Annotated in this window: 19 protein-coding genes; 8 read left to right on the top strand and 11 right to left on the bottom strand. The window is 70.8% G+C overall.

The features are described from left to right. On the top strand, window positions 1-348 hold a 348-nt coding region (locus I847_RS26965), incomplete at its 5' end, for an HNH endonuclease signature motif containing protein (RefSeq protein ID WP_028050431.1). A gap of 610 nt (window positions 349-958) precedes the next feature. On the opposite strand, the gene I847_RS0121090 is transcribed toward I847_RS26965, so the two are convergent. From I847_RS0121090 to I847_RS0121080, 3 genes are read right to left on the bottom strand one after another with little or no spacing between them, the layout of a single operon-like run. Then, window positions 959-2,254, bottom strand: coding sequence for an ion channel protein (locus tag I847_RS0121090; protein ID WP_028051287.1), 1,296 nt, complete (start codon window positions 2,252-2,254; stop codon window positions 959-961). Beyond that, window positions 2,251-2,400 carry a hypothetical protein gene (locus tag I847_RS26960; protein ID WP_155856257.1) on the bottom strand — a complete coding sequence of 50 codons (150 nt, stop codon included), beginning with the start codon at window positions 2,398-2,400 and terminating at the stop codon, window positions 2,251-2,253. Before I847_RS26960 ends, I847_RS0121090 begins: the two co-directional genes overlap by 4 nt. 19 nt (window positions 2,401-2,419) lie before the next feature. Continuing rightward, a complete protein-coding gene (locus tag I847_RS0121080) occupies window positions 2,420-3,451 on the bottom strand; it encodes a cation diffusion facilitator family transporter (RefSeq protein ID WP_081681212.1) in 1,032 nt (343 codons plus the stop codon). A gap of 78 nt (window positions 3,452-3,529) precedes the next feature. Between I847_RS0121080 and I847_RS0121075 the strand changes: the two genes are divergently transcribed. The 3 genes from I847_RS0121075 to I847_RS25240 all read left to right on the top strand — a co-directional run bounded on the left by I847_RS0121075 (window position 3,530) and on the right by I847_RS25240 (window position 5,868). Beyond that, window positions 3,530-4,315, top strand: a complete 786-nt coding sequence (locus I847_RS0121075; RefSeq protein WP_028051285.1) for a VOC family protein — start codon at window positions 3,530-3,532, stop codon at window positions 4,313-4,315. A 66-nt stretch (window positions 4,316-4,381) separates the two neighbouring features. Further along, the gene (trmB, locus tag I847_RS0121070) at window positions 4,382-5,104 is read left to right on the top strand and encodes a tRNA (guanosine(46)-N7)-methyltransferase TrmB (protein ID WP_028051284.1); all 723 of its coding nucleotides are present in this window, start codon (window positions 4,382-4,384) and stop codon (window positions 5,102-5,104) included. After that, entirely contained in the window at window positions 5,101-5,868 is a 768-nt protein-coding gene (locus tag I847_RS25240) for a LysR substrate-binding domain-containing protein (RefSeq protein ID WP_028051283.1), read from the top strand. The genes trmB and I847_RS25240 overlap by 4 nt, the downstream gene beginning before the upstream one ends. 45 nt (window positions 5,869-5,913) lie before the next feature. Here the strand turns inward: I847_RS25240 and I847_RS0121060 are convergent, their stop codons facing one another. Next, complete coding sequence (locus I847_RS0121060) at window positions 5,914-6,336, bottom strand: DUF5997 family protein (protein WP_028051282.1); 423 nt, start codon at window positions 6,334-6,336, stop codon at window positions 5,914-5,916. A 62-nt stretch (window positions 6,337-6,398) separates the two neighbouring features. Continuing rightward, the gene (locus I847_RS0121055) at window positions 6,399-8,870 is read right to left on the bottom strand and encodes a glycogen/starch/alpha-glucan phosphorylase (protein WP_028051281.1); all 2,472 of its coding nucleotides are present in this window, start codon (window positions 8,868-8,870) and stop codon (window positions 6,399-6,401) included. 167 nt (window positions 8,871-9,037) lie between these two features. Here I847_RS0121055 and I847_RS0121050 point away from each other — a divergent pair, with 167 nt between their 5' ends. Further along, entirely contained in the window at window positions 9,038-9,430 is a 393-nt protein-coding gene (locus I847_RS0121050; protein WP_028051280.1) for a phage holin family protein, read from the top strand. A gap of 90 nt (window positions 9,431-9,520) precedes the next feature. On the opposite strand, the gene I847_RS0121045 is transcribed toward I847_RS0121050, so the two are convergent. After that, window positions 9,521-10,045 (bottom strand): hypothetical protein, encoded by a 525-nt coding sequence (locus I847_RS0121045; protein ID WP_028051279.1) that lies wholly within the window; start codon window positions 10,043-10,045, stop codon window positions 9,521-9,523. Between the two features lie 308 nt (window positions 10,046-10,353). On the opposite strand from I847_RS0121045, the gene I847_RS26025 reads away from it, so the two are divergent. Then, entirely contained in the window at window positions 10,354-11,229 is an 876-nt protein-coding gene (locus tag I847_RS26025) for a universal stress protein (protein ID WP_051275146.1), read from the top strand. Between the two features lie 29 nt (window positions 11,230-11,258). On the opposite strand, the gene I847_RS25230 is transcribed toward I847_RS26025, so the two are convergent. After that, window positions 11,259-12,791 (bottom strand): GAF domain-containing sensor histidine kinase, encoded by a 1,533-nt coding sequence (locus tag I847_RS25230; RefSeq protein WP_051275145.1) that lies wholly within the window; start codon window positions 12,789-12,791, stop codon window positions 11,259-11,261. A gap of 95 nt (window positions 12,792-12,886) precedes the next feature. On the opposite strand from I847_RS25230, the gene I847_RS0121030 reads away from it, so the two are divergent. Beyond that, window positions 12,887-13,411 (top strand): flavodoxin family protein, encoded by a 525-nt coding sequence (locus I847_RS0121030; protein WP_028051278.1) that lies wholly within the window; start codon window positions 12,887-12,889, stop codon window positions 13,409-13,411. Here the strand turns inward: I847_RS0121030 and I847_RS0121025 are convergent. The 4 genes from I847_RS0121025 to lysX all read right to left on the bottom strand — a co-directional run bounded on the left by I847_RS0121025 (window position 13,377) and on the right by lysX (window position 19,507). Next, window positions 13,377-14,033 carry a response regulator transcription factor gene (locus I847_RS0121025; protein ID WP_028051277.1) on the bottom strand — a complete coding sequence of 219 codons (657 nt, stop codon included), beginning with the start codon at window positions 14,031-14,033 and terminating at the stop codon, window positions 13,377-13,379. The two genes, I847_RS0121030 and I847_RS0121025, sit on opposite strands and share 35 nt — an antisense overlap. Window positions 14,034-14,066: 33 nt before the next feature. After that, window positions 14,067-14,999, bottom strand: a complete 933-nt coding sequence (locus I847_RS0121020; RefSeq protein WP_155856256.1) for a hypothetical protein — start codon at window positions 14,997-14,999, stop codon at window positions 14,067-14,069. 146 nt (window positions 15,000-15,145) lie between these two features. Further along, window positions 15,146-15,943 (bottom strand): hypothetical protein, encoded by a 798-nt coding sequence (locus I847_RS0121015; protein ID WP_028051275.1) that lies wholly within the window; start codon window positions 15,941-15,943, stop codon window positions 15,146-15,148. A gap of 204 nt (window positions 15,944-16,147) precedes the next feature. Beyond that, window positions 16,148-19,507, bottom strand: coding sequence for a bifunctional lysylphosphatidylglycerol synthetase/lysine--tRNA ligase LysX (gene lysX / locus I847_RS25225; protein WP_196804643.1), 3,360 nt, complete (start codon window positions 19,505-19,507; stop codon window positions 16,148-16,150). A gap of 234 nt (window positions 19,508-19,741) precedes the next feature. Between lysX and I847_RS0121005 the strand changes: the two genes are divergently transcribed. After that, entirely contained in the window at window positions 19,742-20,191 is a 450-nt protein-coding gene (locus tag I847_RS0121005; RefSeq protein ID WP_028051274.1) for a DUF6325 family protein, read from the top strand. The last annotated feature ends 1 nt before the right edge of the window (window position 20,192 follow it).

The raw sequence follows: 20,192 nt of genomic DNA, 5'->3' as shown, positions 1-20,192 counted from the left end.
ATCATCGCCCGCGACGTGACCTGCACCTTCCCCGGCTGCCGACAACCCGCGACCCGCTGCGACCTGGACCACATCACCCCCTACGACCCATCCCAACCCGCGCACACCCAAACCACCGCCGACAACCTGCACGCCCTGTGCCGCCACCACCACCAAGCCAAGACCAAGAAACACTGGAACGTGCACCGCAACCCCACCACCGGAGTCACCTGGTGGACCAGCGCCGACGGCCTCACCTTCGCCCGCCACCCCACCCCCGCCCAGATCGACTACACCGCCCTCACCACCCACCCACCACCACCACCACGACACAGCGGCACAGCCGAGGACCGACCACCACCCTTCTGACGCAGCTGCCGCGTGCTTCGGACGCAGCTGCCGCGCGCTTCTGGCGAGTGCCGCCGGCTGCTGGCGAGAGCCGTTGGCTTCTGGCGAGTGCCGCCGGCTTCTGGCGAGTGCCGCTGGCCCATCACGAGTGCGCCGCGCAGCGTGTGCCGCGCCGGGGCTGGACGTCTCGGGAAACGGGCGCAACCCGGGACACGAGGGCGACTCGAGAGCAAGCACGGCTCAAGAGAGAAGCCGCCGCGGGCGTTCGTTGCCGGCGGCCACCAGATCAGACCTGGCCCGTTCACCGACCGGCGACCCGCGACCGGCAGATCACGCCCAGCCCAGCCACCGACCGGCGACCGCAGACCCGCGACCCCTGGATCACACGGGGCCCAGCCACCGCCCCGACCCGCGACCCGCGACGCGCGACCACCGGATCACCCCCGGCCCAGCCACCGACACCCGACCCCAGACCCGCGACCCACGACCCGGTTCACCCCCGGCCCAGCCACCGACACCCGACCCCAGACCCGCGACGCACGACCCGGATCACCCCCGGCCCAGCCACCGGCGGACGATCACAGACCCGGCTAGCGGTGCGTACGTTGACGACGGCTCGGCGACGAACCCGTCACGCCGGTCCTGCCTCGACCACGGCGGACGGCTGAGGCGTCGGCGCAGCCGGTGCGATGAGCTGTGGACGGTTGGTCACGAGGAGCCAGGCGACGAGCGTCGCGAGGATGAACGCGGGAAGCAGGACGAGCTGGGGCACCACGGCAACCGCCATGAAGATGCTGAGCCAGCCGCTGCGGGTGGCCGCCACGAGGATGCCGACGCACGCGCAGCCGACCGCCAGCGGCAGTGAGACGCTCGACCACGCCTGGTGGATCGCGAACCCGAGCGCCACGCCGACGAACAGCGTCGGGAAGATGCGACCGCCACGGAAGCCCGAGGTGGCAGCGACGAGCAGCGCGAACAGCTTGATCACGGCGAACCCCAGGAAGCCTAGGGCGGTGGTGGTCGCAGCCAGGCCCGGGAGCTCCTGCATCTGCTTGAGGCCCTTGAACAGGGTGACCTCGCCGCCGATCGCCCCGAGGACGCCGAGCAGCAGACCGCCGACGGTCAGCATGACGACGGGGTGCTTGAGCTTCTGGAACGCGGTGTGGAACGGCACGAACAGGTACACGGCGATCAGGCCGAACGCGGCCGCGGCGAGCGAGATGACGATGCCGATGCCGAGGTCCTTCAGGCCACCGTCCACATAGGTGCCGACGTCGACGGAGAGGTTCAGGTCGGCCAGGTTCATCGTCGTGAGGGCACCGGTGGTGGCAGCGACGAGCGGTGCGAAGAGCCGGTCCCACAGCGGGATGCGCTTGTCACCGGCGTTCAGCTCGGACAGGAGCAGTGCTGCGGCCACGGGCGTACCGAACATCGCGCCGATCGTGCCGGCGACGGCGACGGCGAGCCAGATGGGGGCATTGACCTGGGGGAACAGCTTCAGGCCCACCCAGACGATGATCCCGACGTTGATGCCGATGATCGGGTTCTCGGGACCCAGGCTCACGCCACCGGCCAGCATCAGCATCAGGGCCACCGCGAGGCCCGGCAGGACGACCGGCCGCAGTGGCGCTGCGACGAGCTCGACCGTCGCGGGGTCGGGGCCCGCGTGACCGGGCGCGTACCGCACGACGAGGCCGATCAGCAGGCCGGTGACGGTGAGCATGATGATCGTCCAGGCGTTGGAGTACGCCTCGAAACCGAACGACGCCGACAGGTCGTCCCACGCCCAGTCGGACAGGTGCTCGGCCAGGGTGCTGAGCGACAGCAGCGACAGCGAGCAGAAGATGCCCATCAGCGCCGCCGGTACAGCCAGCTTGACCAGGCTCCCGACCGGGACGTGGAAGGGTGCCTCGTCGACAGTGCTCACGGGTGTGCCCCTCGGTCGTCCTGGTCCGTCACCCGCTGCTGACCGCGCGTGACGGCTTCCTCCGAGGCCGCGAAGAACCGGACCCCCTCGTAGTCGAGCACGGCGACGGGGATCCTGACCAGGCCCGTCGCGTGCCCTGAGACCACGTGGGGTGTCCTGGGTGCGTCAAGAGTCCGTCGGAGTCTCGTTCACCGGGAGGATCGAGACGTCCTCCGGTTCGGCGAGGGACAGCAGCGCACCGACGATGTGGGAGTTCGCGGCGATTCGCCGTTCCAACGACGCGAGCACGTGAGACGCGTCGTCCTCGGTCGGGTTGCCGACGAGGTCCACCGCTCCGGTGAGGTACAGCATCCGCGCGCCGACGTACTCCAGCCGCAGCTCGGTGACCCGGGCGATCTGTTCCTGCTTCAGCAGCTCGCGCAGCACGGCGTCCAGCAGGTCAGGATCCGCGCTCTCGCCGACGAGGAACCGCCGGTTGCGGTCGATCAGCACGATCGCCACGACGCCGAGCAGTACGCCGACGAGGATCGAGCCGATCGCGTCCGGCGTCGCCGACCCGGTGAGCTGGTGCAGCCCGATCCCCGCGAACGCGATCGCGATGCCGACGAGGGCCGCAGCGTCCTCGAAGAACACCGCCCGCACCGTCGGGTCGCTGGTCGACAGGAGGTGGTCGATCACGTCCCGGTCGAGCCGGGCGGCCGCACGTTTCGCCTGCCGGGAGGCCTGGAAGAAGGACGCACCCTCGAGCAGCGCACTGACCGCGAGCACGATGTAGGCGATGCCGAAGTCGGCGGCAGGCTCCGGGTGGACCAGCTCCTGGATGCCGTGGGTGACCGAGACACCGGCGCCGACCGCGAACAGCCCGATGGCAGCGAACAGCGACCACACGTAGACCTCACGGCCGTAGCCCAGCGGATGGGTCGGGTCCGCCGGCTTGGCCGCTCGCCGCTGCGCGATGACCAGGAAGACCTCGTTGCCGGTGTCCGCCCACGAGTGCGCCGCCTCCGCGAGCATCGACGCCGACCCCGTCACCGCGGCGGCGATCGACTTGGCGACGGCGATGAGGAGGTTGGCACCGAACGCGACGACGACCGTCAGGACGCTCTCGTCCTTCGGCGCCTCTCCGTCCCCGCGCCCCGCGTCCTCGGGCACCGCACCCTCCGGCACCACCGGGATCTTCGGCTCGCTCGCGGACATGTGCCCTGGGTAGCACATCGGGCAGGAACCTGCGCGACTGATCTGCGCCGATGCTGGCCCTGGTGTTTGCTGGTCCATGTGACGACCCACCGTGACGCCTGGCCGCAAGGCTCGCCGGCCTGGGCCGACATCACCGTCCCGTCCCTGATCACCGCCCGGGAGTTCTACGGGCCGCTGTTCGGTTGGACGTTCGAGGTAGGCGGCCCGGAGACCGGCGGCTACACGCAGGCGTTCCTCGACGGGCGTCGGGTGGTCGGGCTGACCGAGCCCATGGAGTCCTCGTCGGCACCCGCTCCTGCGTGGTGCGTGTACCTCGCGACCGACGACCTGCTCGCCACCGCGGACCAGGTGGTGTCCGCGGGTGGCCGGGTGGTTCTCGCGCCCATGGGAATCCTCGGCTTCGGGACGATGGGCCTGTACTCCGACCCGACCGACGCCGTCTTCGGTCTGTGGCAGTCCGGCACGCACACCGGGTGGGACGTCGACGAGGAACCGGGCTCGGTCGCGTGGACGGAGGTCATGGTGCACGACCAGCCCCGTGCCCTGGCCTTCTACCGCGACGTCTTCGGATACCAGGTGGAGGACCTCAGCGCCCCGGGGTTCACCTACGCGTCCCTCTCTCTGGGCTCGGGCCCGCTCGCCGGCGTCGGCCAGTACAGCCCGTCCGCAGGTGCCTCTGCTCCACCGGCGTGGACTCTGTACTTCGCGGTCACCTCCACGGACGACGCCGCCGCCTCGGTCGCGTCCCTCGGCGGGACCGTGGTCAGCCCACCCACCGACACACCGTTCGGGCGCATGTCGATCGCGTCGGGCCCGTTCGGCGAGGTGTTCGCGGTGATGGGACCTCGACGCGACGCCGGATGAGGGCCTTCCCGGCCGGCGCTGCACGCCGAGGTCGGATGTCCGTCCCCAGCCGCCTAGGCTCGGTGCGTGAGCCTCCCGTCCGACGCGTTCCGCCTCGTCGCCGCGCGCCCGCACGAGCCGCTGCGGACGTACCACCCGCGGCGCTCGTCGCTGGGCCACGAGCGTGAGGAGGACCTGCGCGTCCACTTCCCGGTCTTCGGCTTCTCGGTGCACGACGACGTGGCCGACGGTCCGCTGGACACCACGGGGATGTTCGGTCGCTCCGCCCCGCTGGTCCTGGAGATCGGCTCAGGGATGGGCGAGACGACCGCCGCGATGGCCGCTGCCGACCCGTCCCGGGACTACCTCGCCCTGGAGGCGCACCTGCCGGGCGTCGCGTCGCTGCTCGGGCTCGTCGCGCGTGCGGGCCTGACCAACGTGCGCGTCGGGCACGGTGACGCGCTCGACCTGGTCCGTCGCGCTCTGCCGACCGAGTCGCTGGACGCTGTGCACGTGTTCTTCCCGGACCCCTGGCCCAAGGCGCGTCATCACAAGCGCCGGCTCGTGCAGCCCTCCCATGTGGCCCTTCTGCGGTCGCGGCTGGTCGTCGGAGGGGTACTGCACTGCGCGACGGACTGGGTGGACTATGCGGACGCCATGATCGAGGCGCTCTCGGCGGACCCGTTCCTGGAGAACACCGCCTCCGGCTTCGTGGACCGTCCTTCCCACCGGCCGGTCACCAAGTTCGAACAGCGCGGCCTCGACCTCGGCCACGAGGTCCGGGACCTGATCTTCCGGCGCGTCCGATGACCGACGACACCGCCTCCCTGCGCGTCACGTCGTTCCGGATCGCGCTGGTGCCCGGCGTGAACCCGGACCGCTGGCTGCGCGTCTGGCAGGAGCGGCTGGCCGACGTGCCCGTGGAGCTGGTGCACTGCTCGCCGGCCGAGGCGGTCGCGCATCTGCGGGCAGGGTCCGCCGACGTCGCGCTGGTCCGCCTCCCGGTCGCCGACGAGCTCTCCGTGATCCCGCTGTACACGGAGGCCACGGTCGTCGTCGTGCCCAAGGACCACCTGGTCACGGCAGCCGACGACGAGATCGATGCCGCCGACCTCTCCGACGAGACCCTCGTCGTCCCGCTCGACGACACCCTCGGCTGGGCCGCTCCCCCGGGCACACCGTTCGTGGGTGGCGTGGTGGAGACGACGTCCGACGCCGTGGATCTCGTCGCGGCCGGCGTGGGCGTGCTCGTCGTGCCGCAGTCGATCGGTCGCCTGCACCAGCGCCGCGGCCTGACCGTGCGCACCGTCCGGGACGCGCCGGGCTCCGCGATCGGGCTCGCCTGGGTCACCGACCGGTACGACGACCTGACCGAGGAGTTCATCGGCATCGTCCGCGGACGCACGGCGTCGTCCAGCCGCGGCCGCGGCGCCCCGCCGGCCCCGGAACCGCCCCAGAAGAAGCTGCACAAGCCCCGCGACGCGTCGTCGAGAACCTCGTCAAAACCAGCCTCGTCGAAACCCCGCCCGACGGCCAAGGGCAAGCCCAAGCCGAAGCCCCGCCGCCCGCGCTGAGAGGCAACAGCGGGCGCCGCGGGCCATCGGCCGCGGCCGTGAGGATCAGCGCTTGGGCTTCTCCGGGGCTGCGGCTGCTGCCGCTGCGGCTCGGCGGTCGGCCTCGCGGGACTCCTGGCGGCGCTCCTCGCGACGAACCTCGGCGGCGATCTCCCGCTCGCGGACCAACCAGGACGGCGGGTCGGCCTGCAGGGCCTCGATCTCGGCGGTGCTCAGTGGGTCGGTGACGCCGCCGCGCGCCAGGCCCGCGATCGAGATGCGCAGCCGGCCGGCGATCACGGAGCGGGGGTGCGGTCCGTCGCGACGGAGGTCGACCAGCCACTGCGGCGGGTTGCGCTGCAGCTCGGTCAGCTCCTCGCGACTCACGGACGACGCCTGGAACTCCGCGGGCGTCGCCGGCAGGTACACGTCGAGCTTGGCGGCGGCGGTCGACGCCTTCATCTCCTGGGACTTCTTGGGCGGTGTCACAAGGGCAAGGGTAGGCCCGGGCGGCGGACCGGCACGCCCGGGCCCGTCCCTGCGGGCGCGGCTCAGCTCCCGGGCAGCACCGGCTCCGTGTGCCAGATGCGGTCGATGTAGTCGCGCATGCTGCGGTCGGACGAGAAGTACCCCGACCGCGCGACGTTGAGCACGGCGGACCGCGTCCAGCCCTCGGTGTCGGCGTAGGCGACGTCCACTCGGGCCTGCGCGTCGATGTAGGCCTGGTAGTCGGCGAGAACCAGGAACCGGTCCTCCGACAGCAGGTTGGACACGATCGGCTCGAAGGTCGCGCGGTCGCCGTCCGAGAAGTGCCCGGACGCGATGAGGTCCAGGGCCTGCCTCAGCGACCGGTTCGACTCGTAGAAGGAGGTCGGGTGGTAGCCGCGATCGACGATCTCCGCGACCTCGGGCTCGAGCAGCCCGAAGAGGAAGAAGTTGTCGTCGCCGACGAGCTCGCGGATCTCGACGTTCGCGCCGTCGTCGGTGCCGATGGTCAGGGCTCCGTTGAGCGCGAACTTCATGTTGCCGGTGCCGGACGCCTCCTTGCCGGCCAGCGAGATCTGCTCGGACAGGTCCGCCGCGGGAATGAGCTTCTCGGCCAGCGTGACGTTGTAGTTGGCCGGGAACGCGATGCTCAGCCGGCCCTGGAGCTCGGGGGCGCCGTTGATGGTCCGGCCGACGGCGTTGATCAGGCCGATGGTCTGCTTGGCCATCCGGTAGCCCGGGGCCGCCTTGGCGCCGAACGCGAAGGTGCGTGGCGTGACGTCCTCGATCGCGAGCTGCCCGGACCGCACCTGGTCGTAGAGCGTCACGATGTGCAGGAGCTTGAGCGTCTGGCGCTTGTACTCGTGCAGGCGCTTGACCATGACGTCGAGCATGGTGTCGGGATCCAGGGCGATGCCGTCCCGGTCGGCCAGGACGTCGACCAGCCTGAGCTTGTTGGCGCGCTTGACCTGACGGAACGCCTCACGGAAGTCGGCGTCCTCCGCCAACGGCTCGAGCTCGCGCAGGCGTTGCAGGTCGGTGACCCAGCCGTCACCGATCGCCGACGTGATCAGGCTCGAGAGGCCCGGGTTGGCCAGCCGGACGAACCGTCGGGGCGTGACGCCGTTGGTGACGTTGGTGAACTTGTCGGGGTAGTGGTCCGAGAAGTCGTGCAGGACCTTGTCTCGCAGCAGCTGCGAGTGCAGGGCTGCGACGCCGTTCACCTTGGACCCGGCCACCGTCGCCAGGTAGGCCATCCGCACCGACCGCTCGGGGTACTCGGCGATGATCGACATGCGTCGCACGCGGAGCTCGTCGTCCGGGTAGGCGACGCGCAGCTCCGCCATGAACTCCTCGTTGATCTTGTAGATGATCTCGAGGTGCCGCGGCAGGAGCTTGCCCAGCAGGTCCGTGGACCAGACCTCCAGAGCCTCGGGCAGCAGCGTGTGGCAGGTGTAGGCGAAGCACTGCTGGGTGACGGCCCAGGCCTCGTCCCATTCCCACTTCTTCTCGTCGACGAGGATCCGCATGAGCTCCGGGATCGCGATGACCGGGTGCGTGTCGTTGAGCTGGAAGATGATCCGCTCGGGCAGCTTGCGCAGGTCGAAGCCCTCGGGCAGCACCTCGTCGAGGAAGTTGCGGATCGAGCACGCGACGAAGAAGTACTGCTGCTGCAGGCGCAGCTCCTTGCCCTGCGGCGTCGAGTCCTCGGGGTAGAGCACCTTGGTGATGTTCTCCGCGAACGTCTGCGCGCGCACGGCCTGCGCGTAGTCGCCGGCGTTGAAGATCTCGAGGTCGAACGCGCGGGTCGCCTGTGCGGACCAGAGGCGCAGCGTGTTGACGCGGCCGTTCTCGAAGCCGGGGACCATGTAGTTGTAGGGGATGCCGAGGACGCTCCAGCCCGGCACCCACTGAGAACGCGTCACGCCGCCGTCGTCGTACGTCTCGGTGTGACCACCGAAGTCCACCGTCACGGCGGACTCGGGGTGCGGGAACTCCCAGGGCGACCCGAGGGTCAGCCAGTCGTCGGGCTTCTCCACCTGCCAGCCGTCGACGAACGTCTGGCGGAAGATGCCGTACTCGTACCGGATCCCGTAGCCGATGCAGGGCACGTTCATCGTCGCGAGGGAGTCGATGAAGCAGGCGGCGAGGCGACCGAGGCCACCGTTGCCCAGGCCCGGCTCGACCTCGGCGTCGCGCAGCTCGGCCAGGTCGATGCCCAGCGACGCGAGGCCCTCCTCGACGATCTCGTCGAGGTCCGCGGCCAGCAGCGCGTTGTCCAGCTGGCGGCCCAGCAGGAACTCCGCGGACAGGTACGCCACCGACTTGGCCTGCAGCTGGTACTGCCGCCGCAACGTGGCCAGCCAGCGGACCATGAGGTAGTGGCGCACGGTGCGGGCCATGGCCAGGTACTTGTCGTTGACCGACGCCTTGGTCAGGTCGGTGCCCTGCCCGAAGTTCAGCTCCCTCAGGAACTCCCGGACAAAGCCCTCGACAGTGTGCTCACGGGTGGCGATGGGAATCGTTGTGTCCGTCACGCTTGTCACGGTAGCGGCAGAGCGTGAACCGGGCACATGAGTGCGATCACTCGCAACAATCGATCAGGTCACAGCACGTTTGCCGAGGGATTCCCCGACGACGCCCCAGTCCCTAGGGTGAAGCGCAGAGACCGCGCCGCCGGTCTCATCTCACGAGGGGTCCACCGATGATCCGGTTCTTGATTCGTACGGCGATCTTCATCGGCTCGTCCGCGCTCGGGCTGTGGCTCACGTCCCTGATCGTCGACGGCTTCCACGTGAAGGCGGAGGGGTTCCTCATCGCCGTGCTCGTGTTCGCCGTGCTGCAGAGCATCCTGTCGCCCTTCTTCCTGAAGACGACCGCGAAGAACGCGAGCGCGCTGACCGGAGCCGTCGGGCTCATCTCGACGTTCGTCGCGCTGCTCGTCGCCACCGCGATCAACGGGGCGATCACGATCGACGACGCACAGGCGTGGTTCTTCGGCACGATCCTGGTCTGGATCGTCACGATGCTCGCCACCCTGCTCCTGCCGGTCCTGTTCGTGAAGGACCGCGTCGAGAAGAATCGCGCGGCAGCCTGACGCGACGCCGAAGGGCGCGACACCTGGGGATGGTGTCGCGCCCTTCGGGTCCTGCGGTACGGACCAGGCCGTCAGCTTCTCTGGTGGAGATCAGGCGACAGCTGCTGCGTCCTTCTTCTGGCTCCGGGTGATCGCGTAGCCGACGAGGCCGAAGACCACGCCGATGCCCATGACCAGGGCGGCGACGCCGAACGCGACGACCGAGGTGAACAGCGAGGCCCGCAGGAACGAGCCGGTCATGACGACCTGCTTGAGACCGTTGAGCTTCGCGAGGTCGGGGTTGGCGGCCTGGTCGGCGGCCGACACACCGTCGGCGGTCAGCTTGTCACCGAGCGCCTTGGCCTGCGAGCTGACCTCGGCGTAGGTCTGGCCGCCGGTCGCCTTGAGCGAGTGGTGCTTGATGATGTCCGCCTGCGAGAAGGCCTCCCACGGCGTGTCGACGGCGGCGCCGCCGAAGTGCGCGGCGTCCGGCGAGACGGTGATCTTCTCGGCCTTGAGGTTCGAGGAGACCGCTCCCCAGGTGACACCACCGGCGATGAGGAAGACCGCCCCAGCGATCATCGTCAGGATGCCCAGGATGCGCACCACACCGTCAGGCTGGCGTACGGAGGACATGACGCCCTGTCCGGACGTCGCCACGCGCTGCGATGTCACAACCTCGGGGTGGTGGGTGGTGGCCATGGGACCTTCTCCTCATTGCGGGGGGTCTGTTGACCCCGGGGTGGTGTTCCGATGGGTCAACTGTGCGGGGCCGCCACAGGAGGCAGTTAGGGCCGAACGTCCTCTCGTGAGAACGGTTCCAGCGCCCTGGTCAGGGCCGTTGGTCCCGGGACGGGCCACCACCCCGGGGTGCAGTCTCGAGGTCAGCGGGAAGAGTCCACGACGACTTGTCGTGCGCCCCCGCGGGGATCGAGGAGGCTCCCATGCGTACCGACGGATCCGTCGTCATCGCTCTGGACGGTGCGGCCCACAGTGCGGGAACCCTCGCGTGGGGCGTTGCGGAGGCGGTGCGCCGGCGCGCCTCGGTGGTCCTGACCCAGGTCGTCGACACCCCCTGGATGTCCAGCTGGTGGGGCACCTACCCGGTGATCGACGTGGCCGACGCCGAGATCGAGGCGAAGGGCTACCTGTCCCGGCTGCAGCAGCGCGAGGGCAGGCGACACCCGAGCCTGGAGATCTCCGTCGACGTGCGGCACGGGCCGGCCATCCCCGAGCTGCGCGACCTCAGCACGGATGCCCAGCTTGTCGTGGTCGGCGCCGGACAGCCCAGCGCCCGGGGACGCACCGGTGTGCTCGGGGCGCACCTGGCGGCCCACGCACGCTGCCCGGTCGCCGTCGTCCGGCACGCCCCCGACCTGCCGACCCCGCCGGAGGCGCCCATCGTGGTCGGCGTCGACGGCTCGTCGGCGTCGATCGAGGCGGCCCGTGTCGCGGCCCGCGAGGCGTGGATGCGAGGCCGCACGCTCGTCCTCGTGCACGCCCGGCCGACCGTCCCCGACCCGTACAGCACGGGCAGCGTTCCGCCGTTGTCCACGCACGACGTCGACGACCCGACACACCGGGCAGCACGCCGCGTCCAGGACTCGCTGGTGCGCGAGAACCCCGGGCTGGAGGTCCGGCTCGAGCTCGTCGACGACGACCCGGCGACCGCGCTGGTGGGGATCGCGCGCGAGGCAGCGCTGCTCGTGGTGGGCACGCGCGGGCTCGGCAGCTTCCGCGGGATGCTGCTGGGGTCCGTGAGCACCGACGTGGTGCGTTCCGCCACGTGCCCGGTGCTGGTGGTGCACGGGCAGGGCTGAGCACGAGGGTGTGTGCCTGAGGTGGCGCCTCAGGCAGGAAGCAGCGGGACCGTCCAGGCCAGGAGCGTGCCTCCGTCGTCGACCGGGTTCACGCTCATCGAGCCGCCGCGACGACGTGCCCGCTCCTCGAGGTTGGCCAGACCGCTCCGGCGGGTGACGTGCTCGGGGACACCGACGCCGTCGTCCTGAACCTCGACCAGCACGTCGGCGCCGATGAACAGTCGGACGACGACCTCACGGGCGCGCGCGTGCCGGGCGACGTTGGCGAGCGCCTCCCGGACGACCGCGACCGTGTCCGCGCTGATGTTGTCGGGGACGGTCGCCGTGACGCCCTCGATGCGCAGGCGCGGGAGGAAGCCCAGCGTCTGGCGCGAGCGCACCACCTCGGCGTCGACCGCGTGCCGCAGGCCGGTGGTCGACCCGCCTCGCGCGCCGAGCCGGAAGATCGTTGTCCGGACGTCCTTGATGGTCTCGTCGAGGTCGTCCACGGCGCTCTCGAGCCGTTGCGTGACGTCCGGACGGACGGCGTCCTGCGCGGCACCCTGCACGGCCAGGCCGATCGCGAACAGCCGCTGGATCACCATGTCGTGCAGGTCGCGGGCGATGCGCTCGCGCTCCTCGAGCACCGCCAGCCGTGCGCGGTCGGCCTGCGCCTCGGCGACGTCCAAGGCGAGCGCGAGCTGCTCGGCGAACCCGGCGACGCTGGACAGGTCCACCTGCGGTCCGGCATCGCCCTCCGGCCCGGGCCAGCACGCCGTGAGCGCGGCGACCCAGCGCTCGGCGCTCCGCAGCGGCATGGCGAGCACCCAGACGGGTCCGTCGAGTCCGAGATCCTGACCGTCCGACATCCGGCGCAGCACCGGGGCATGGCCGACGAGATCCGCCTCCAGACCGGGCGGGAGGTCGTCGTGGAGCATGACCGCGGAGGCCTCCGCCACCGCCGCGACCCGGGCACGGACCGTCGCCAGCGCGTCAGCGCGCGGGATCCCGCTGGTCAGCGCCTCGCTGCAGGCGGCAGCGGCCTCGAGCCAGAGCTCGTGCTCGCGAGCGCGCCGGTAGGCCCGGGCGTGACCCACCGCAACGCCGGCCGCGGCCGCGAGAGCCGTCGCGAGCTGTTCGTCGCGTGCCGTGAAGTCGCGCGGCTCGCCGGCGGCGTTGTGCTTCTCGGTGAGGTAGAGGTTGCCGAAGATCTCCCCCCGAGCCATGACCGGCACGCCGAGGAACGTGTGCATGGGCGGGTGGTGCGCCGGGAAGCCGACGGAGTCCTCATGCTCGGCGAGCTCGTGCAACCGGATCGGGTGCGGGCTGGTGCTCAGGTGGCCGAGGACGCCCTGACCCGTGGGCAGCGGACCGATCAGCGCCACCGTCTCGTCGTCGATGCCGCGGTGCACGAACTCGACGAGACCACCGTGCTCCCCCAGCACGCCGAGCGCGCCGTAGCGCGCGCCCGTCAGGTGGCATCCGGCCTCGACCAGGCGCTCGAGCACCGTGGAGATGTCCAGCGTCGAGGAGAGCGAGACGACGGCGCTCATCAGCTCCTCGAGGCGCTCGTCGCGATCCATGCTCGGAGCATAAGCCGCCGGATCAGGGTCGTTCGGCCCTGGGGGCACGGGGGGCCGCGCCGAACACTGAAAAGCGACACAGGGAGGTGGAGACGATGCGAGCACTTGTCGTGTACGAGTCGTCGTTCGGGAACACGGGCATGGTCGCCGAGGCCGTGTGGCGCGGCCTGGCGGACCACGTCGAGGACGCGGCGTTGCGGCGCGTCGACGTGGCGCCGACGAGCCTGCCCCCGTCTCTGCAGCTCCTGGTGGTCGGCGGCCCGACGCAGGCCTTCGGCATGAGCCGGCCGTCCACCCGCCAGGATGCGCAGGCGAAGGCAGGTCTCCCGACGACGTGCCCGACGACCGGCGTCCGCGAGTGGCTGCACCAGCTGGAGCCGCCGAACCGGCCGGTCTACTCGGCGACGTTCGACACCCGCATCCACAGCCCGCACGTGCCGGGATCGGCGGCGGTCGGAGCGTGGCGCCTGCTCAACAAGGGCGGGTTCGAGCTGACAGCAGAGGCGGAGAGCTTCTGGGTGGAGGGCCTCAAGGGTCCGCTCCGCGACGGCGAGCTGGACCGGGCGTACACCTGGGGCGTGAGCCTCAGCGGTCTGTTGCTCGGTGCTGTTCGGCGATGAACAGGGCCGCCTGCGTGCGGCCGCGGACGCCGAGCTTGGCGAGCAGGCTCGAGATGTAGTTCTTGACCGTCTTCTCCGCCAGGAACATCTTGCCGGCGATCTCGCGGTTGGTCAGGCCCTCGCCGATGAGGTCCAGCACCGCGCTCTCCTGGGGCGTGAGCAGGTCGAGACGTGCGTCGTGGCCCTGGGACTCGCGGACGCGCTCGAGCACGCGCGCCTTGGTGGCGGGGTCGATCAACGACCGGCCCGCAGCGACGGCGCGGATCGAGTCGAGCAGCTGCGGCCCGCGGATCTCCTTGAGCACGTAGCCTGCGGCACCCGCGGTGATGGCGGCCAGGAGCGCCTCGTCGTCTTCGTAGGACGTGAGCATCAGGCACCGCAGCCCGCTGTCCGACGACGAGAGCTCGCGGCACACCTCGACCCCGCTGCCGTCGGGAAGCCGCACGTCGAGAAGCGCCACGTCGGCCTTCGCGACTGGTGCCCGCACCAGGGCCTCGGCGACCGTCGACGCCTCGCCCACGACGGACATGTCCGGGTCGGCGTCGATCAGCCGCAGCAGGCCCTGACGGACGACCTCATGGTCGTCGAGAAGAAAGACCCGGATCTGCGACGTGGTGGGCACATGCTCAATATGCCTCATCGCCTGTCTGCCGCGTCACTCCCACGTCGACGCGACTGCCGACAGATCCAGGATCTGGTCGGCCGACGGGGTGACGACGGGCCCCGGGGCACCGAAGCCGCTGTAGGTCACCTCGGCTGAGTACGCGCCCTGGGTGTACCGCATCTTGCGCGGCAGGTCGTCTGAGCCCAGCCAGAACGAGTAGGTGATCGTCGGAGGCGCCGGCGTCCCGTCGTCGTTGATGGGTGACGCGACCTTCGACGTGTCGTACGTGACGTCGTAGCGCTGGACGGTCGCTCCGTCGAGCTGCACGGACGGCGGTACCAGGCTGAGCATCGTGATGGCGTCGCTGGTTGCGCCTGTCGGCTGGCCCACCATCCCGTCGATACCGGTCATGCCGGCCTCGGCGTACTCCGGGGCGTTCGGGTCGAACAGGAGGAACTTTCCGTCCGCGGACTCGCCCTGCGCCATGTAGACCTTCGAGCCGATGACGCGGAAGTCGAGCGTCCCGGAGGGCGTCACTCCCGCCATCGCCCAGTCGTGGCCCGCAGCGGTCGTCACCAGCGACCCCTTCAGAACCAGAGCGTCGCCGCTCGGGTCGTTCAGCGTCATCGTGAAGGTGAAGCCGGAGACAGCCGCCTCGGCGGCTGTGAGGCGGGCGGTGAACGTCGCGGCGGTGATCGGCTCGGGCTGTGGCTGCGGTGTGGTCTGCGGATTCAGTGTGGACTGCGGCTTCGGTGTGGGCTGAGGAGCCGTCGTCGAACCGTGGGAAGGCTCCGGCCCCTGCGGCACCGCAGGATCCGCCGGCGAGCCGGGGGCGCCCGAGGCCTCGAGCGGCACCCGCACCGCGGTCAGGGCCATCGCCTGCGCGCCGGGGGGATCTGGGGTCGGGGCCGGCCCGGCGCATCCACCGGCAGCTCCTGCGACCAGCGCGGCTGCCACCGGAACGGCGAGAAGTCGACGACGCACCACGAGCCCCCCGGGACGTATCCCGCGCGAGCGCGCGGTGATGCTCCACGGTCCCACCCGACGACTGCGGACGGCATGTGCCGTGCGAGTGAACGACGGCCTCGGGAACCGGGGCGAACCGGTGGGAACAGGATCGCCAGCCCGCGTCAGGACGACGCCGATGCGCCGGGGATCGCGGTGAGCTGGTCGGCGGGCGGGGCGACCACGGGAGTCGGTGCGCCGAAGCCGCTGTAGCCGATCTGGACCGAGTAGGCGTCCAACGAGAAGCTCATCTTGCGCGGCAGGTCGTCCGGTCCGATCCAGTACGAGTAGGTCAGGGTCGGTGGCACGGACTGGCCGTCGACCGGCGCAGGGATCTTCGTCGTGTCGTACGTGACGTCGTAGCGCTGGACCGTCACCCCGTCCATCTGCTCGGGCCCTCCGACCGCGACGACGGCGGTGATGGCCGCACTGTCCGCGTCGGTCGGCTGGTCGAGCATCTTGTCGAAGTCGGTGAGGTCCTCGATCGAGTTGCTCGGGTCGTTCGGGTCGAGGGCCATGAACTTGTCGTGGGTCGCGGAGTTGAGCTTCACGTAGACCATCGAGTCGACGAACCGGATCTCCATCGGGCCGGACGGCGTCGTACCGGCCATGGCCATGTCATGACCGGTCGCCGTGACCACCATGGAACCGTGCATCGCCACGCTCCCCGCGGTCGGGTCGTTCAGCGCCATCGTGAAGTTGAAGCCCGTCACGGCGGCCTCGGCGGCGGCGAGGCGCGCGCTGATCGTGGCGGCGTTGAACGGTTCGACCGGGGGCGGCGTCGCAGTTGCCGGTGCCGTCGCGGGGTCGGTCGCGGTCGCGGGGTCGGTGGCGGTCGCGGGGTCCTGCGCGGTCGCGGGGTCCTTCGCCGTGGCGGCGCCGGTGGCGGAGTCGGACGGCACCCGCACGGCGGAGAGCGCCATCGCACGGCCACCGGGCGGCTCGGGTGGGGCTCCCTGCGCGGCACATCCGCTGGCGGCTCCGGCAAGCACGGTGCCCACCAGAAGGACGAGAAGTCGACGACGCACCAGACCCCCTAGACCTGCCCGCACGAGACCGCGCGGCGAACCACCACGATCGCATCGGCGAGGTGCGGACGGCGTGTGCCGTGCGAGTGAACGACGGCCTCAGGAACTGGGACGGACCAGCGGAAACAGGATGGTGTCCCGGATGCTCAGGCCCGTCAGGTTCATGACGAGCCGGTCGATCCCCATGCCCATGCCGCCGGTCGGCGGCATCCCGTACTCCAGGGCCGTGAGGAAGTCCTCGTCCACCTGCATGGCCTCGACGTTCCCGGCCGCGGCGAGCAGCGACTGCTCGACGAGCCGTCGACGCTGGTCCATCGGGTCGACCAGCTCGGAGTAGGCGGTGCCCTGCTCGGAGGCGAAGATCACCAGGTCCCACTTCTCGGCCAGGCGGGGGTCGACGCGGTGCTGTCGTGTGAGCGGCGAGCTCTCCTTGGGGAAGTCCGTGTAGAACACCGGCGTCGTGGTGGTGCTCTCGCACAGCAGTCCGTAGATCTCCTCGAGCACCACCGCCCACGAGGCGTCCTGGTCGAGCTCGAGGCCGATGGCCGAGGCGTGCCGCTGGAGCACCTGGACCGGCGTGTCCGCCGTGATCTCGTCCCCCAGCTTCTCCGAGACCGCCTCGCAGATCGTCTTGACCGGCCACGTGCCAGACAGGTCGAACTCCTGGATCTTGCCGGCCGCATCAGGACGTCGCGCGACCGGCGACCCGTGCACGGCGGTCGCGGCTTCCTGGATGAGCTCCTGCGTCAGCACACGCATCGTGGTGTAGTCGCCGTACGTCTCGTACAGCTCCAGCGACGTGAACTCCGGGTTGTGCTTGAAGTCGACGCCCTCGTTGCGGAACTGCCGCCCGACCTCGAACACCTTCTCCATGCCGCCCACGAGCAGCCGCTTGAGGTGCAGCTCCGTCGCGATGCGGAGGTAGAGGTCCATGTCGAACGCGTTCATGTGGGTCTCGAACGGCCGGGCGTTGGCACCGCCGTGGATCACCTGCAGGATCGGCGTCTCGACCTCGGTGAACCCACGGGCGTGCAGCGAGTCGCGCACGCTGCGCACCACGGTCGCCCGCGTGTAGGCGATGTCGCGGGCCGCCGGTCGGACGATCAGGTCGACGTACCGCGAACGGACGCGCGCCTCGGGGTCGGTCAGGCCGTGGTGCTTGTCGGGCAGCGGGCGCAGCGACTTGCTGGTCATGGCCAGTGACGACGCCCGGACGGACAGCTCGCCGCGCTTCGTCGCGACGACTTCGCCGGTCACCCCGATGTGGTCGCCGAGGTCGACGTCGTGCCTCCAGAGCTCGAGATCCTCGGCGCTGACGTCACGGGCGTCGACCATGACCTGCAGGTCGCCGGAACCGTCGCGGAGCGTGCCGAAGCCCAGCCGCCCCCCGTCGCGCTTGCGGATCACGCGCGCCGCGACCGACACGACGACACCCGTGGCCGCGCCCGGCGGCAGGTCGGGGTGCCCGGTGCGGACCTCCGCCAACGTGTGCGTCCGCGGGTACGTCACCGGGTAGGGGTCGATGCCGCGGGCGCGCAGCCGGTCGGCCTTGTCCCGGCGGACGCGCTGCTGCTCGGGCAGGTGGTCGGCCGCGAGCGCGAGCTCGACCGGGTCCGGAGCCTGCGGGATCCGCGCCTCCACCTGGGCTGCGTAGTCGAGCGCAGCCCGCTCGACGTCCCCGGCACCCACGGCCTTCCCGCGACGGTTGAGCAGCCGCAGCCTCGGCCGCGTGAGGAACCCCTCGGCGCTGCCGGCGGCCGTCCCGATCCGCGGCAGGTCCGACGCGTACTCGAAGCAGATGAACCGCGGCTGCCAGTCCGGCTGGTACTTCGCGTTCGACCGGTAGAGCGACTCCAGCTGCCAGTTCCGGCTGGCCAGCACCAGCGACGACCGCCACAGGCGCGCGATCGGCCCGGCGCCCACTTCGGCGCCGCGCTCGAACGCCTCGCGGAACATCGCGAAGTTCAGCGAGAGCCGGCCGGCGCCGAACGCCGCGGCCCGCTCCGCCAGCGCGGAGACCATGAGCTCGACCAGCCCGTTGTCGGCCGTGGGGTCGCGCCGCATCAGGTCGAGCGACAACCCGTTGCGGCCCCACGGGACGAAGCTGAGGAACCCGCGCAGACGCCCCTCCTCGTCGATCGCCTCGACCAGCACGCAGTCGTCGTCCAGGTCGTCGCCGAGCCGGCCCAGCGCCATCGAGAAGCCGCGCTCGTCGCCACCGTCCCCACGCCACCGCGCCGCCGCCGCGTCGAGCGCCGTGAAGCGGCCGGTGTCCAGCGCGGAGTGCCGCTCGACGCGCGTGGTGTAGCCCCGGCGCTGCAGGCGCGCCACCGACTGCCGGACCGCCTTCATGCCCGGGCCGGTCAGCGAGAAGGTCCGCAGGTCGAGGATCGCCTCGTCGCCGATCTCCCACGCCTTCAGTCCCGCCTCGGTGTAGGCCAGCGCCCCAGCACCGCCCGCACCCATCACGGCCAGCGACCAGCCGTTGGTGCGGGCCTGCCGCCGCCAGGCCTCGATCGCCGCGGGCCACCGCAGCGGGTCGCCGACGGGATTGCCGCTGGCGAGGCTCACTGATCCGACGACCCGGTAGGAGATCCCTGCCCGCGCGGTGTTCGCGTCGCCGGTGTCCCAGAGCACCGACTTGTCGCGACGGGTGGCGAAGTACCCCAGCGAGTCCTCCGAGCCGAAGTCGCGCAGGAGGGTGCGCACGCGGGCCTCGTCGGCCGCGTCGAGCGTGTGGGTGTACCGAGGCGTCCGGAACAGCAGGTACGCCGAGCCGAGGACCACCACGGCGCCGATCAGGTTGATCACCGCGCGCACCCAGAACGGCGCCGTCGCCTTGCTGGCCTGGTCCGTCAGGCCCAGGTCGCCGAGCATGCTGTCCCAGACGAAGTAGACCGACGAGCCCGCGCCGCTGGTGTGTCCGAACCGGGTCACCAACCAGGTGCCGACGAACAGGATCACGGCCCCGCCGACGAGGAAGAACGCGGTCGCGGCCCAGAACGAGCCGCGCCTCGTGCGCGCACGGAACTGGCCGCGGCAGCGCCAGAGCTGGACCAGCACCGCGCTCATCAGCACGAACCCGACCGCGTTGAGCCACGATCCGCCGTCGAGCATCTCGGTGAGCCGTGCCAGCTGCGGGAGGACGATCCACCAGACGACGAGCAGCCACCACGCGGCGCGAAGCCGGCGGTTGAGGGCGACGCCGATGCTCGCCAGGAGCGCCGCGTAGACGACGTTCGGGATGATCGGGATGGTGAGCACCGAGACGACGTCGTGCCCGGAGCCGAAGTACGCGCGCAGTGCGGGGACGACCGCTGCGACCAGGACGAGAGCGAGCGCCACGAACATCGCGGCGGCGATCCGGTCCGGCCACCGGTCGTCGATCGGGTGCGGCTCCGGGCGCTGCCCGGCCACCCGAGGCTCGGCGTCGGACAGAACGACCTCGGTACTCGCCACGTGCGTTCCGATCCCTCGTGCTGCGGACCTCGGCTCGTGCCGGTGACCCGTCTGACCAGCCCATCTGACCTCGTCGGACCCTAACCTCGGGCGCGCGACCGGTCCATACGCCGAGTTGCCCGACCCCCTGGTCGCAGCAGCGTCCGCGTGCCACTGTGAGCCTGCACGATCCGCCCGATTTCTCCGGGTCGACGCCCCGTGAAGGCGGCGCCCCATCAAGGCAGAGGATGAACGATGACCGTGACGTCGCTGGACGAGCTAGGCCCCGTGGACTATGTCGTCGTCGAGTTTCCGGCGGGTGAGCAGAACTTCACCGGGGAGATGGTCGAGGAGCTGCTGGCACTCGTGCGGGCCGGCACCATCCGGGTGATCGACGTGCTGATCCTGACCAAGAACGAGGACGGGTCCGTCGACGCGGCCGAGCTGTCCGACATCCCCGAGCTCGGCGAGCTCGAGGCGATCGAGGCCGAGCTGGCTGAGCTGCTGGCGGCCGAGGACGTCGACAAGCTGGCCAACGCCATGGACCCGGGGAGTGTGGCCGGCGTCCTGATCTACGAGAACCTCTGGGCGGCGCCGTTCGCGTCGGCCGCACGCCGAGCCGGTGGTCAGCTGATCGCCGACGGACGCATCCCGATCCAAGCCATCATCGCCTCGATCGAGGCCGACCAGCTCGAAGGAGCCTGAC

This window comes from Cellulomonas sp. URHD0024 (genome assembly GCF_000426185.1).
GTDB lineage: Bacteria > Actinomycetota > Actinomycetes > Actinomycetales > Cellulomonadaceae > Cellulomonas.
The sequence above is the reverse complement of the archived record's forward strand: the minus strand, read 5'-3'. Positions and strand labels throughout refer to the sequence as shown.

What these genes read in the sequence shown, in the direction of transcription:
- I847_RS25240 (WP_028051283.1), top strand. Translation starts at nt 5,101, where the DNA reads ATGACCGACGACACCGCCTCCCTGCGCGTCACGTCGTTCCGGATCGCG.
- I847_RS0121005 (WP_028051274.1), top strand. Translation starts at nt 19,742, where the DNA reads ATGACCGTGACGTCGCTGGACGAGCTAGGCCCCGTGGACTATGTCGTC.
- I847_RS26025 (WP_051275146.1), top strand. Translation starts at nt 10,354, where the DNA reads ATGCGTACCGACGGATCCGTCGTCATCGCTCTGGACGGTGCGGCCCAC.
- I847_RS0121030 (WP_028051278.1), top strand. Translation starts at nt 12,887, where the DNA reads ATGCGAGCACTTGTCGTGTACGAGTCGTCGTTCGGGAACACGGGCATG.
- I847_RS0121050 (WP_028051280.1), top strand. Translation starts at nt 9,038, where the DNA reads ATGATCCGGTTCTTGATTCGTACGGCGATCTTCATCGGCTCGTCCGCG.
- I847_RS0121015 (WP_028051275.1), bottom strand. Translation starts at nt 15,943, where the DNA reads ATGGCGCTCTCCGCCGTGCGGGTGCCGTCCGACTCCGCCACCGGCGCC.
- I847_RS0121080 (WP_081681212.1), bottom strand. Translation starts at nt 3,451, where the DNA reads ATGTCCGCGAGCGAGCCGAAGATCCCGGTGGTGCCGGAGGGTGCGGTG.
- I847_RS0121045 (WP_028051279.1), bottom strand. Translation starts at nt 10,045, where the DNA reads ATGTCCTCCGTACGCCAGCCTGACGGTGTGGTGCGCATCCTGGGCATC.
- I847_RS25230 (WP_051275145.1), bottom strand. Translation starts at nt 12,791, where the DNA reads ATGGATCGCGACGAGCGCCTCGAGGAGCTGATGAGCGCCGTCGTCTCG.